The following is a 12,309-nucleotide window of genomic DNA, read 5'->3' on the forward strand; positions in this document are numbered from 1 at the left end:
CGGTGTCAACAACCTATGTACCGCCGCTGCTGCGGCCACTTCGGCAAATAAAGAAGTCCGCGCAGGTCCCGGTGGATATGGTTGCGCGCCTGGGGCACCAGGTGTTCTTCTTCCTGCGGTCGGTGGGCTCGATCCCGTTGGCGCTGCGGCACTATCCGAAGGAAGTCTGGCGGCTGCTTTCGGATGTCACCTGGGGCAACGGCAGCCTGGTCGTCGGTGGCGGCACCATCGGCGTCATCCTCATCCTCAGCGCGTTCGGCGGGATGACGGTCGGCATCCAGGGCTATACCTCGCTGAATCTGCTCGGCTTGAGCCCGATCACCGGCGCCATCTCCGCATTCGCGACCACCAGGGAGTTGGGTCCGCTGCTCGCGGCACTCGCCTTCGCCGCCCAGGCCGGCTGTCGATTCACCGCTCAGCTCGGCGCGATGCGGATCTCCGAGGAGATCGACGCGCTCGAGTCGATCGCGATCCGGCCGCTGCCGTATCTGGTGAGCACCAGGATGTTCGCGGCGATGATCGCCATCGTTCCGCTCTACTGCCTGGGCCTGGCCATGGCCTACATTTCGTGCTCGCTCACGGTGCAGCTGATCGGTAACACCTCCAGCGGTACCTACGCGCACTACTTCTATCAGTTCCTGATTCCAGGAGACGTGCTCTACTCACTGCTCAAGGCGATGGTGTTCGTCGCGATCACCACCTTCATCCAGAGCTACTACGGCTTCTTCGCCTCGGGCGGCCCGGAGGGCGTTGGTGTCGCGGCCGGTCGGGCCATCAAGATGAGCATCATCGTCGTGGTGTTCGCTGACCTGTTCATGACATTGGCGATCTGGGGCGTCAATCCCGGCATCCGGATCTCGGGGTAGGACGAGATGATCATCGATCCCAGTGGGCGTGGCCCCACCATGCGACAACTGTTGGTCGCCGGCGTATGCGGACTCGTCGTCTTCGCGCTGATCCTCGGCTTTCTGATGGCGAGATACCAAGGCTATTTCGTGCCCAAGGTGCATGTTGTCGCTGATGTGGGCGACACCGGTGACGGGCTGCCGAGCGAGGCCGACGTGAAGTTCCGCGGCGTGCTGGTCGGCGTGGTCAAGGATGTCGAGGTCGTCGCAAAGGGTGCGCGGCAGAAGGTGAAGATCGACCTGAAACCGGAATTCGCCGGCGATATCCCGTCGAATGTGACCGCCCGGGTGGTGCCGAGCAACCTGTTCGCCGTCACCTCGGTGGAATTGGTCTTCAACGGTCCTACGGACAAGTACCTGCACGAGGGCTCGATCATCGAGCAGGACCAGAGCCAGGGCACCATCGCGCTGCAGGACACCCTCACCAACGTGCGAAATATCCTCACCAAGCTCGACCCGGTGCAGTTCGGCCGGGTGCTCGGCACGCTCTCCCAGGCGCTGGACGGCAGCGGCCGGATGCCGGGCTCCACCATCGAGCGGCTCGACAGGTGGCTCACCTCGGTGGACGAGTCCATCCCGAATCTCGGTGTGCTGCTCGACGATTTCTCGGCCTCGGCCCGCGCACTCAACCAGTCCGCACCCGAATTGCTCGATGTGCTCGGCAGTTCGGTGAAGACCGCGCAGACCATCGCCGATCACCGCTCCGCCCTGGTCGCGTTGATCAGTGGGACGGCGGGCACGGTGGATACGGTCAACGGACTGTTCGCCCGCAACGGTGATGTCGGTAAGCAGGTCACGGCGGGGACCAGCGATATGTTCGGCGCGCTTGCCTCGGACGCGAATTCGATCCCGGACACCATCGCCTCGCTGAACAACTCGCTGCGCAAGTTGAGTACGACCTTCCATTGGGGTCCGCAGCGGCAGATGGTCTGGAATGCCGGTGCGACGCTCACCCCGTACCGGCCGTACGAACAGGCGGACTGCCCGCGCTACGGCAACCTGGCCGGGCCGAGCTGCGCGACCGCACCGGTGGTCTCCGATCCCGGCTATCTACCGGATTCGATGAAGCCGCGTTCGCTGGAAACGGCACAGGGTTTGGCGAAACTGCCGCTGCCCGCGGGCTTCCCGGAGATCCCGGGTCTGACCTCGCCGGGTGATCCGCTCGCGCCGACCTCGGCCGAGCCGAAGCCGGCCAGCCCGTTCGCGGGTACGCCGCTGGAGGGGTTGTTCCCGAATCTGGCGCCACCCGCGCCGAGTGCCCAGCCCTCCGCCGACCAGCCCGCGGCTCCGGCCGTGCCCACCCAACCGGCGAGTGCGCCAGTAACCGCCGGTCCGATTTCGTACGAAGGAGATGCCGCGATCGTGGCCCTGCTCGGTCGTCGGCCGACCACGGCCGAATATCTGCTGCTCAGTTCGGTAATGCGCGGGGGCACCCTGCAGGTCCGAGGTGCCGCCGAATGAGCGTTCGTAAACCACTGATCGGCTTCAGCATCTTCGCGATTGTCTCGATCCTGGTCACCGTCGTCGTCTGGAATACGCTGGCGCGGGTCGTGGAGGGTGATACCAACACCTACTCCGCAACCTTCAGCGATGTGCTCGGCCTGCGCGAGGGTGCCGACGTCCGGATGGCCGGCGTGCGGGTCGGCAAGGTCGAAAAGATCGAACTGACCCGCGATTCCAAGACCAAGAAGTCCGTCGCCAACGTGACGTTCGTCGTGCAGCGCAACCAGACGGTGTACGACGACACCAAGGCACTGGTGCGCTACCAGAACCTGATCGGCCAGCGCTATATCGCGCTGGCTCCTGGCAAGGCGGCGAGCCCGGCGGCGTTGAAGAACAAGGCCACCATCCCGCTGGAGCGCACCGAACCGTCCTTCGACGTGTCCGGACTGCTCAACGGATTTCAGCCGCTGTTCCAGGTGTTGCAGCCCGAACAGGTGAACCGGCTCTCGGAGACCTTCATCCAGGCATTACAGGGTGACGGTGTTTCGTTGAGCTCGTTCATCACCCAGGCCGCCACCCTGGCCACGGATTTCCAGCGCAGGGACGCGATTCTCAGCGATGTGATCACCAACCTCAGCGGCGTCATGTCCGGGTTGGCCAAGCGAGGTGATGAATTGGAGACCCTGGTTACCCAGACCCGGGCACTGATCGGCGGCCTGTACGACCAGGGCCAGTCGCTGCAATCGTCCACGGTGCAGATCGCGGACGCGACCAGCTCCCTGGTCGACATGTTGGGCAAGATCCAGCCGAAGCTGGCCACCGCACAGGATTCGACGAGCGCGGCGCTGACGTTGTTGATCGCCAACGGCGCCAAGCTCGACCAAGCCGCGATCGACCTGCCCGCGGCGCTGGCCGCCCTCGGCAAGTTCACCCAGGACGGCGCCTACGCGAACGCGTACTTCTGCAAGCTGGACGTCTCGCTCTACGGCATCCTGCTCCCCCGCGGTCTGCTCCCACAGATCGGTGGCAACGGACAGTCGGCGGTGTGCCGCCCATGACCAAGATCAAGGACAGGTTCAACAACAACCGCTACTTCTGGCTGGGTGTCATCGGTGGCATCCTCATCATCGTGCTGCTGATCGGCTCGAGCGCTTACAAGCTGATCGGCGTCGGTGAGAAGACGGTCAAGGCCGAGTTCGTGCAGACCGCCGGGGTCAAGGTCGGCGACAAGGTCAATGTGGCCGGCATCCCGAGCGGCCATGTGGCCGGTGCGAAGCTGGAGAACGGGCATATCCTGCTCACCCTCAGCGTGAATGACGATGTCAAGCTCGGGCCGGACGCCAGGGCCTCGATCAAGATGGCGACGCTGCTCGGCGCACGCTATGTCGATCTGGACCCGGGTGATGGGTCGGGGCTGAAGGACAGCCGAATTCCGTTGTCCAACACCTCGGTTCCGTACAACTTGGCCGATGTGGTCGAGTACGGCACGCCGAAGTTCGAGGCGCTCGACACCAAGCAGTTGGCCACCTCGCTCGACCTGATCAATAAGCAGATGGGCGATTCGCCCGCGCTGACGGCGCAGGCGCTCGACAGCATCGGCGCGCTGGCGAAGGTGATGGATTCGCGCAAGGCGGAGGTCGACAGCCTGCTCAAGGATCTCGACCGGGTCACCAGGATTCTCGGCGACAACCGAAACAGTGTGCTGCTGGTGATCACCCAGGGCGAGGCCATCGCCAACCGGGTGATGGAGCGGCAGAGCCTGTTGCGCCAGCTGCTCGACAATGTGTCGACGTTGAGCCGCCAGCTGCAGGCGATCGGCGCGGCCAATAACAACCAGCTCGGCCCGACCATCGCGCAGCTGAACACCATGGCGGAGGGGCTGCAGAAGAATAAGGACAACCTCGACCGGATGCTGCAGATCATGCCGGTGTCGGTGCGCACCTTCAACAACGCGTTCGGCAACGGTCCGTACGGTGAGGTCGGCCTCCCCTGGCTCTTCCCCGACAACTGGTTGTGCTTCGCCCACCTGATCGAGGGGTGCCAGGGATGAGACTGATGCGAATCAACCTGCGCCGGCCGAATCTGCGGCGGGTGGCCAAACCATTGATGATCAGTGCCGCGGCGCTGGCCATCGGCAGTTGCTCACTGATGCCGAGTTCGATGAACAGCGCACTGGGCAACACGATCACGATCACCGCGGACTTCGAGAACATTGCGGGTGTCTTCGAGGGCAATCCGATCACCGTGCTCGGCCTGCAAGTCGGCAAGATCGACAAGATCATTCCCAAGGGCACCATGGTCGAGGTGCATATGACGATCGATAAGGACGTCAAGATCCCGAAAGATGCGATGGCAGCGATTGTTTCGCCGTCCATCGTCACCGACCGGCACGTCGAACTCACCCCGGTCTACACCCAGGGCGAGACCATGTCCGATGGCGCGCATCTGCCGAAGGCGAAGACCAAGACACCGGTCGAGCTGGACACGATGCTCAAGACCATCGATCAGTTCGCTGCCGCGCTCAAGCCGGAACCGGGTACCGAGGGCATCGGTCCGCTGTCGGGGCGGGTGCTCTATCCGATGTTGAACGGCAACGGCGAGAAGATGCGTGACACCCTCAACGCGCTCTCCGGCGCGTTGAAGGTCGGCGTCGACAATAAGGACGCGGTCTCCAGCATCATCGTCAAGTTGAACGAGCTGACCACGATGTTGGCCGAAAACGACCAGTCCGTACGCGATTTCAGCAATCGGATGACACAGATGACCGGACTGCTCAGCGATCAGGCCCCCGGTCTGCAGGCTACGCTGCAGCAGCTCAACGACTTCCTGGCCAATACGAGTTCGGTCTTCGTGCAGTACCAGGATCAGCTGGGCAGTTCGCTGGAGGGTCTGACCAAGGTGACCGATCAGTTGCGTGCCAACGCCCGCGGCCTCACCGAGGTCGTCGACCTCGCGCCGCTGCTCATGCAGAACCTGGACCGGTCGATGAACCGGGAGTTGGGTTACGTCCGGCTGCACGGCAACCTGCCGACCTTCCTCAACGGCGAACTGCTCAGCGTGTTCTGTGAACGGATTCAAATGCGCTCGGATGGTTGCCGGACCGGCAAACTGGAGGACCTCGGTCCCGATCTTGGTGTTACGGCGGCACTGCTGGGGATGACCAAATGAGCGACCGGTTCACATTCAAAGCCCGCCGCGCGGTGATCGCGCTGGCCGCGGCGTCCGGAGTCGCCATCACCTCCGGCTGTGGTCTCACGGTGGAGAGCCTGCCGCTGCCCAAACCGGGCGTGACCGGTGAGACCTACACCCTGCACGCGAAATTCGAGAACGCGCTGAACCTGCCTGATCAGGCGAAGGTCAAGATCGGTGGCTCCGATGTCGGCGTCGTCTCGAATATCCAGACCAAGAACTTCGAGGCCGTTGTCGATCTGAAGATCAGCAAGGACATCGACCTTCCGGTCGGTAGCACGGCCGAACTGCGGCAAGCCACCCCGCTCGGCGACGTGTTCATCGCGGTGTCGAAGGCCAAGGCGGATCCGGGCGCCCCGATGCTGCACAACGGCGACACCCTCGGTTTGGACAAGACCTCGGCGGGCGCCACCGTCGAGGAGTTACTGATCTCGGTATCCATGTTGTTCAACGGCGGTGGCGTCGCGGCGCTCACCAAGCTGACCTCGGAGCTGGACTCGATCGTCGGCGGCCGCGGTGACCAGATAGCGCATCTGATCACCGAAATGACCGGCGTGGTCGGCAGTTTGAACGACAACAGCGCTCGGATCGACAGTGTGCTCGCCGAGTTCGGCTCGCTGGCCACCACCATCGAGTCGAGGCATTCGGAGTTGGGGCAGGTCGCGGACACCCTGCCACAGATGATCGGTGCCGTCGCGGAGAACAACCGCGCGATCGGTGATCTGCTGCAGAAGATTTCGGTGACCAGCGCGGCGCTCGGCGACTATGCCAACACCTCCAGCGACCAACTGAGCGATCTACTCGACAATGTGCACAAGCTGATGGACGCGCTGTCGCGGACCGAGCAGAACTTCGGTCCCGCACTGGATGCGCTGCACGAGATCCGCGGTCCGATCGAAGCGTCCTTCCGCGGTAACAGCCTCGCGGTCTATGCCACTGTCACCAATATCCACAACTTCAGCTTGTTGTCGGATCCTGCGCAGGGCAAATTCTTCGATGGCCGCGATCTCAGCGACTTCGCGGGCAGCCTGATCACTGTCCTGCAGGCCATTCAGGGACGACTGCAGGGGGGACACCGATGAGTTGGCTCGGCAAACTGATGCAGCGCAAGATGCTGCTGTCCACCATCGGTCTGGTACTGATATTCATCGTCGGCGCCAGCTATCTGCTGGTGAGTGTCATGCGGGTGAATCCGCTGAAGTCGACCTATGCCGTCACGGTGGACCTGGACCGCTCCGGTGGTCTGCAGCCGGGCAACGATGTGACCCTGCGTGGCTATCGCGTCGGTAAGGTGACCTCGATCGAGTTGGTTGATCGCGGACAGTCCATCGCCGCGAAAGCCGAAATCGACACGAAGTACAAGATTCCGGTCGACACCAAGGTCTCGGTGGGCGCGCTCTCCGGCGCCGGTGAGCAGTACATCGACTTCCGGCCGAATACCGAGCAGGCGCCGTTCCTGAAGGACGGTTCGGTCATCGAATTCGATGCGGAGAAGATCAAGACCCCGACCCCGATCTGGTCGGTGCTCGACAACTCGAGCGCGCTGATCGCCCAGGTAAATCCGGATCAGTTCAGTGTCATCCTGGCCAATTTGGATACCGCGCTCAGTGGTGGCCCGGATCAGTTGCGCGGCATGGTGAATGGCATCAGCCTGGCCATGGCCGGATTCGACAATCTGCTGCCGCAGACCCAGAACCTGATTACCAACCTGCGCACCATCGCGAACACCACGTCGAATGCGCAGCCCGATCTGGGGACGCTGACCCGCAATTCGGGTCAGCTGTTCGATCAGTTCAACAATGCCAACGCCGAATTGCTGGCGATCCTGGAGAAGGCCCCGGGACAGCTGACCAGCCTCGGCGCGGTGCTGGATAAGACGGCCGACCCGATCACCAGTCTGGCGGCCAACTTCGCGGCGGTGACCAAGGCCGCGCAGTTGCGGATCCCGGCGTTGCAGGCGCTGTTCCCGTCGTTGAATATCGGGTTGTCCGCCGCTGGTGTGCCGGCGCACGACAACGAGTTCTACGCCGTCGCGGATATCTGGGTTCGACCGATCTGCCAGTACAAGCACACGCCGATTCGCAATGAGGTCGTCCAGGACGGCTCGGTGCCCAAGTGGAACTACTGCGAGAATCCGCCGCCTGGGCTGCAGGTGCGTGGTTCGGCGAATGCGCCGCGGCCGAATGTTCCGGACAATGGTGCGCAGATGCCGCCGGGTGCGGATCCAAATGAAATGACCCCGCCGCCACTGCGCTAGCGACTGCTTGCAGGTCGTTCGAAAGGATCAGCGGTGATCCGAACACTGCGGTGAGTTGACACAGCGAGCGGTACGTATTCGACGGTGAGTTACCCCGGCCCGGGCGTGCGATCCCGGGCCGGGAATACTCCCCCGCAGAGTGCGAACGGTTCGTCCGATGCGGACCGACAAGGCAATATCGGTGCGCTCGAGTGCGCCGGGAAAGTGCAGGATTGTATCGATGTCCACTGATGATGCCCGCGCCGAGAACCAGAACTCGGATGCCCCCGAAGACGACGCCAAGGTCGATGCGCCCGCCGAGGACAAGACGGTCGAGATCGGGAAGGCGGGCGATGCGGGAGCCGCGGAGCCGACCCCGGCTGCCCCCAAGTCCGAGCCGAATCAGCCGGCGGCCACGCCGGCCAAGGGCGCTGCGCAGCCGGTCACCCAGAATCGCGGCAAGGAGCGGGGCGCACTGGTCCCGATTATCGCGGCGTTCGTCGCCGGTGTGCTGCTCGTCGCGGCGGTCACCGCCGTCGTGGTGTTCTACCGGCAGGCGAGCAATCGCGGCGACGAGTTGGACGCGCATGCCGACGCCACCGCGGCGGCGTGCGAATACGGCAAGCTGATCTCGACCTACGATCCGCAGACCATCGACGAGTACCTGAAGAAGGTGGATGCCGCGTCGACCGGTGACTGGAAGGATCAGTTCGCCAAGCTCGGCCAGGACCTCAAGGGCGTCGTCATCGATGCCAAGGCCACCTCGTCCACCTACGACATGCAGTGCGGCTTCCAGTCCGGCGATACCGAGAACGCGAATGTTCTGGTGGTGATCGGTCAGACCACCACCAATGTGAATATCGCCGCTGCGAACAAGCCGCCGAGCAAGGTGGAGCTCGTGGTGGTGGCCGGTCTGAAGAAGGTCGGCGACAAGTGGCTGGTCGACAAGTTCGACCTGCCCATCCTGAAGCAGATGGGCAACTGATCGGATTATCTACTCCGAAAAGCGCCTCCGGGCGGGTGGGAATGGCACCACCCGCCCGGAGGTCTTTCCGGCGGTCTTGCGTCCGGTCGCGCCGGCGGACTCAGAACAAAGTCAATGCCTGAGGTGCTGGTGCGACCGGCTTCCCCGCTGACCGCGGCCGGGCGGATTTTGTGGTCTTCTCGGAGGAGTCCTCGAGCACCGGCTGCAGCTCGGGGAGTTCCGCGGTCGGGACCTCACCGGCCGCCGCGGAGGCCGCGGCCTGTCTGGCCGCCTCGCCCGCGAGGGTGTCGGCCATTTCGTTGAAGTAATTGCCGACGTGTCCACGCACCCAACGGAACCGGACCGGTCCCGGCCGGGAAGCGATGGCCCGGTCGATCTGTTTGATGAGTTCGATATTCTTCACCGCGCCGCCGCTGGCGGTGCGCCAGCCGTTGGTCCGCCAGCCGAAGATCCACTCCGAGGCGCATTTGATCGCGTAGAGCGAATCGCTCTCGATGAACAGCGGTTCCTCGCCCGGATGGGCGAGTACCGCCTCCAATAGCGCGCGCAGCTCCGCGACCTGGTTGGTTCCGGTGGCGGCTCCCCCGCTGCGTGAACCGCCCTGATGATTGACCCAAGCCCAGCCGATAGCGCCGCCGGGATTGCGGAGGCAGGATCCGTCGGTGCTCACGATGATCATGGATGGCACCCTACGCAATCCGACCGACAAGATCGGTACCGTGGAATTCCTCTATCTCCCTTCGCAACTGGGATTCGGTGCGGCGCAGCGCCGAGCGCACGGCGGAATCCACCAAGCGCAGGCACAGCCGACCGAACAGCCCACTCGGTGGAGCGTACTCCGCTTGCGAGGTCAGCACCGAGCGTCCGTAGCCGAGCGGGTCGAAGCGCAGCGTCAAAGTGCCCGCCAAACCCCCGTGCAATGTGTAGCCGATCACGACATTGCGCCGGTATTCGGTGATTTCGCATTCGATGGTCGGCCGCCACAGTCCCAGACTGATCCGAGTCGTGAAGACCGCACCGAGACCCTGGTCGAGCTCGCCTTTCGGCTCGAACGCGGCGACGGCGAACATCCAATCCGGCACGAACTGATGATTGTCCGTATAGGTGAAGGCCACCTCGACCGGGGCTCCGACGTCGCTCGCGTACTTGATGTGGCCCATAGGGCCCCTCCCTGTTGGCTGCCGCTAAAAGTACTACAGCTCTCCTCTTTATTCGAGGGGTTGCCCGGAATTTGGTTGGCGGACTTACCACATTCATGACCGGGTGGTCGCTTGGTTTGCTGGAACGCGCAACCCAGCTAACTCGGCGGGGTCACAGTTGTTCGACGATGTATTCGGCGATCGGCATGGCGGAGGTAGCCGCCGGTGACGGTGCGTTGAGCACGTGAATCGAGCGCGGTGTCCGTTCGATCAGGAAGTCGTGTACCAGGGTGCCGTCGCGCAGTACCGCTTGCGCGCGGATGCCCGCCTCGCGTGGTCGCAGATCCGCGATCGTGAGCTCCGGACAGTACCTTCGGCATTCGGCCAGATAACCGCGTTTGAACAGGGAGTTGCGCAACTCGCGCAGTCCGGTGCGCACATGGGCGCGGGCCACTCGGTGGAAGCCGGGAAAACCGAGCACCGCACGGGTGTCTCGGGCGTCGAAGCTGCTCTTGCGGTAGCCCTCCCTGGCCAGGCCGAGCACGGCATTGGGGCCGACGGTCAGGGTGCCATCGATCATCGGGCTCAGATGAACCCCGAGGAAGGGCAGATTCGGATCGGGAATCGGATAGATCAGCGTGCGCACCAGTCCGGATCGGCTGGGCGGTAGCTGGTAGTACTCGCCGCGGAACGGCACGATGCGGAAATCGGTTTGCAGACCGGCGAGTGCGGCCATCCGATCGGCCTGTAGACCCGCACAGACCACCAGGGTGCGCGCCGTCCAAGAACCCGCGGGACTCGCCGCGGTGACCGCGTCCGCGGTTTCGGTGAGTGCGGTGACCTCGGCGTTCAGCACGATTTCGCCGCCCGCGGCCCGGACCTCCTCGGCGAGTGCGTTGGTGACGCGGGTGAAGTCGATGATGCCGGTGGCGGGCACGAATAATGCGCCGACGCCGGTCACATGCGGTTCGCGGCGAGTTAATTCGGCAGTGTCGACGAGTTCGACATCGACCTCGTTGCTGACCGAGCGTTCGTGCAGCGCGAGCATTCGCCGATATTCGGCGGCATTTGTGGCCACCAGCAGCTTTCCGCAGACCTCGAACGGAATGCCGTGTGCCGCGGCGAATTCCTTGGTCCAGGCAGCGCCCTTTCGGCACAGGCGCGCCTTCAGACTGTCCGGCGGATAGTAGATGCCGGAATGGATGACGCCGCTGTTGTGCCCGGTCTGATGGGTCGCGAGTGCCTCGGCCTTGTCGACGAGCACCAGGCTCGCACCCGGATGCCGTCGCAGAATCCGATGCGCCGTCGCGACCCCGACGATCCCGCCCCCGATGACACAGAAGTCGTACATGGGACGCAGCGTAGGCGGACTAGACCGCGATGGTGTCGTTCGCCGTCGTCATGGTCGGATTCGGGGTCGCGTCGACCATGCCCGACGTGGCCGAATCGTCTACGGTCGCAGCATGTTCGGCGCTCGGCGCGGGGTTGCGATCGAGCCGCAGCCCGTGTTCACCGAGGGTCGGATCCGAGAAAGTGAATGTCACTTCGCCGTTGTGCGTATCGATCTCTGTGCGCAACTGGGTGACCCCGCCCGGATCGGCGTGGATGCCGAGCCGGTTTCGAACCGGTTCGGTGAGCAGAAAATCCGTCAGTGCCGTCAGCGCATTGGTATCCACCGTGAAGGCGACGGAATTCGCGCGGCCCGGTGCCACCTCCGCGCCGACATAGGCGGTGCCGAGGCGCAGTTTGCCGCTGATTCCGGCGGAGGCGGGCGAATCTGTATGGGCCTGAGAGGTTTTCACCATGCCGTCGCTGGATTCCGCGGGGAAGCGGCCGAATAGTGCGGGCAGGTCGCGAGTTCCACCGGTCAATATGGCATCGGAGAGTACGGGTCCGTAGTCGGTATCTACATCCGGAATCCGGACCGCAGGTGGTGCGGCCACATCGTTGGTGGCGTGCTGGGTGTCGGCCATCTGGTGGACGATGTAGGCCCCCGCGGTAACGGTGAGACTGAGGCTGGCGGCGCCCGCGAGCACGATGGCGGCATACCGAGCGATCTGGGCAGGCTTATGTGTCACGATGCGTTCCTTTCCGTCCGCCCCTGATCCCCTCACCGCGCGGCCCGCATCGTTGAAAGCCGTACGCTTGTCCAGGTTACAGGGGCGGCCGCGGGTGGCACCGCATGAGGGAGATCAGCATCACAAAGCCGGATGACGCCCGCGGTACCGAACTCGAGCCGAATGGCGTCGTCAATGTTTCTACAAGCTGACAAGCGGGTAAATACACTTAGCTGGCGAGCGCCATTCTCGACTGCCACATCGAGACACCCGGCCAACGGCGTCCGGCCGACACGAACGGCGCACCCAAGTGTGGCGCTCGCCCGCACCCAGAATTCCGGTCGGACCCGATGGT

At 63.8% G+C, this 12,309-nt stretch carries 12 protein-coding genes; 8 read left to right on the top strand and 4 right to left on the bottom strand.

Features of this window, described 5'->3' with window-relative positions:
- Positions 1 to 2: 2 nt before the first annotated feature.
- The 8 genes from OIE68_RS32825 (at position 3) to OIE68_RS32860 (ending at position 8,758) form a co-directional block, all read left to right on the top strand.
- Positions 3 to 866: an ABC transporter permease gene (locus OIE68_RS32825; RefSeq protein ID WP_327094847.1), complete on the top strand. Its 864-nt coding sequence runs from the start codon at positions 3 to 5 to the stop codon at positions 864 to 866.
- A 6-nt stretch (positions 867 to 872) separates the two neighbouring features.
- Entirely contained in the window at positions 873 to 2,366 is a 1,494-nt protein-coding gene (locus OIE68_RS32830; RefSeq protein ID WP_327094848.1) for an MCE family protein, read from the top strand.
- Positions 2,363 to 3,406, top strand: a complete 1,044-nt coding sequence (locus OIE68_RS32835) for an MCE family protein (protein WP_327094849.1) — start codon at positions 2,363 to 2,365, stop codon at positions 3,404 to 3,406. Before OIE68_RS32830 ends, OIE68_RS32835 begins: the two co-directional genes overlap by 4 nt.
- The gene (locus OIE68_RS32840; protein WP_327094850.1) at positions 3,403 to 4,398 is read left to right on the top strand and encodes an MlaD family protein; all 996 of its coding nucleotides are present in this window, start codon (positions 3,403 to 3,405) and stop codon (positions 4,396 to 4,398) included. Before OIE68_RS32835 ends, OIE68_RS32840 begins: the two co-directional genes overlap by 4 nt.
- Positions 4,399 to 4,403: 5 nt before the next feature.
- Complete coding sequence (locus OIE68_RS32845) at positions 4,404 to 5,516, top strand: MlaD family protein (protein ID WP_327094851.1); 1,113 nt, start codon at positions 4,404 to 4,406, stop codon at positions 5,514 to 5,516.
- Positions 5,513 to 6,619 carry an MCE family protein gene (locus tag OIE68_RS32850; RefSeq protein WP_327094852.1) on the top strand — a complete coding sequence of 369 codons (1,107 nt, stop codon included), beginning with the start codon at positions 5,513 to 5,515 and terminating at the stop codon, positions 6,617 to 6,619. The genes OIE68_RS32845 and OIE68_RS32850 overlap by 4 nt, the downstream gene beginning before the upstream one ends.
- Positions 6,616 to 7,794, top strand: a complete 1,179-nt coding sequence (locus tag OIE68_RS32855; RefSeq protein ID WP_327094853.1) for an MlaD family protein — start codon at positions 6,616 to 6,618, stop codon at positions 7,792 to 7,794. Before OIE68_RS32850 ends, OIE68_RS32855 begins: the two co-directional genes overlap by 4 nt.
- Positions 7,795 to 8,014: 220 nt before the next feature.
- Entirely contained in the window at positions 8,015 to 8,758 is a 744-nt protein-coding gene (locus OIE68_RS32860; RefSeq protein WP_327094854.1) for a hypothetical protein, read from the top strand.
- Positions 8,759 to 8,858: 100 nt separating this feature from the next.
- Here OIE68_RS32860 and OIE68_RS32865 read toward each other — a convergent pair whose 3' ends face one another.
- From OIE68_RS32865 to OIE68_RS32880, 4 genes are all read right to left on the bottom strand, one after another.
- On the bottom strand, positions 8,859 to 9,437 hold the full coding sequence (locus OIE68_RS32865) for a ribonuclease H family protein (protein ID WP_040697702.1): 579 nt from the start codon (positions 9,435 to 9,437) through the stop codon (positions 8,859 to 8,861).
- Between the two features lie 10 nt (positions 9,438 to 9,447).
- Entirely contained in the window at positions 9,448 to 9,918 is a 471-nt protein-coding gene (locus OIE68_RS32870) for an SRPBCC family protein (protein ID WP_327094855.1), read from the bottom strand.
- A 151-nt stretch (positions 9,919 to 10,069) separates the two neighbouring features.
- Positions 10,070 to 11,248: an L-2-hydroxyglutarate oxidase gene (gene lhgO / locus OIE68_RS32875; protein ID WP_327094856.1), complete on the bottom strand. Its 1,179-nt coding sequence runs from the start codon at positions 11,246 to 11,248 to the stop codon at positions 10,070 to 10,072.
- 19 nt (positions 11,249 to 11,267) lie between these two features.
- Positions 11,268 to 11,975 carry a hypothetical protein gene (locus tag OIE68_RS32880; RefSeq protein ID WP_327094857.1) on the bottom strand — a complete coding sequence of 236 codons (708 nt, stop codon included), beginning with the start codon at positions 11,973 to 11,975 and terminating at the stop codon, positions 11,268 to 11,270.
- Positions 11,976 to 12,309: the final 334 nt, after the last annotated feature.

Source organism: Nocardia vinacea (genome assembly GCF_035920345.1).
Classification (GTDB): domain Bacteria; phylum Actinomycetota; class Actinomycetes; order Mycobacteriales; family Mycobacteriaceae; genus Nocardia; species Nocardia vinacea_A.

Coding starts and splice junctions, on each gene's coding strand:
- OIE68_RS32830 (WP_327094848.1), top strand. CDS start 873: ATGATCATCGATCCCAGTGGGCGTGGCCCCACCATGCGACAACTGTTG.
- OIE68_RS32835 (WP_327094849.1), top strand. CDS start 2,363: ATGAGCGTTCGTAAACCACTGATCGGCTTCAGCATCTTCGCGATTGTC.
- OIE68_RS32840 (WP_327094850.1), top strand. CDS start 3,403: ATGACCAAGATCAAGGACAGGTTCAACAACAACCGCTACTTCTGGCTG.
- OIE68_RS32845 (WP_327094851.1), top strand. CDS start 4,404: ATGCGAATCAACCTGCGCCGGCCGAATCTGCGGCGGGTGGCCAAACCA.
- OIE68_RS32850 (WP_327094852.1), top strand. CDS start 5,513: ATGAGCGACCGGTTCACATTCAAAGCCCGCCGCGCGGTGATCGCGCTG.
- OIE68_RS32855 (WP_327094853.1), top strand. CDS start 6,616: ATGAGTTGGCTCGGCAAACTGATGCAGCGCAAGATGCTGCTGTCCACC.
- OIE68_RS32860 (WP_327094854.1), top strand. CDS start 8,015: ATGTCCACTGATGATGCCCGCGCCGAGAACCAGAACTCGGATGCCCCC.
- OIE68_RS32865 (WP_040697702.1), bottom strand. CDS start 9,437: ATGATCATCGTGAGCACCGACGGATCCTGCCTCCGCAATCCCGGCGGC.
- OIE68_RS32870 (WP_327094855.1), bottom strand. CDS start 9,918: ATGGGCCACATCAAGTACGCGAGCGACGTCGGAGCCCCGGTCGAGGTG.
- lhgO (WP_327094856.1), bottom strand. CDS start 11,248: ATGTACGACTTCTGTGTCATCGGGGGCGGGATCGTCGGGGTCGCGACG.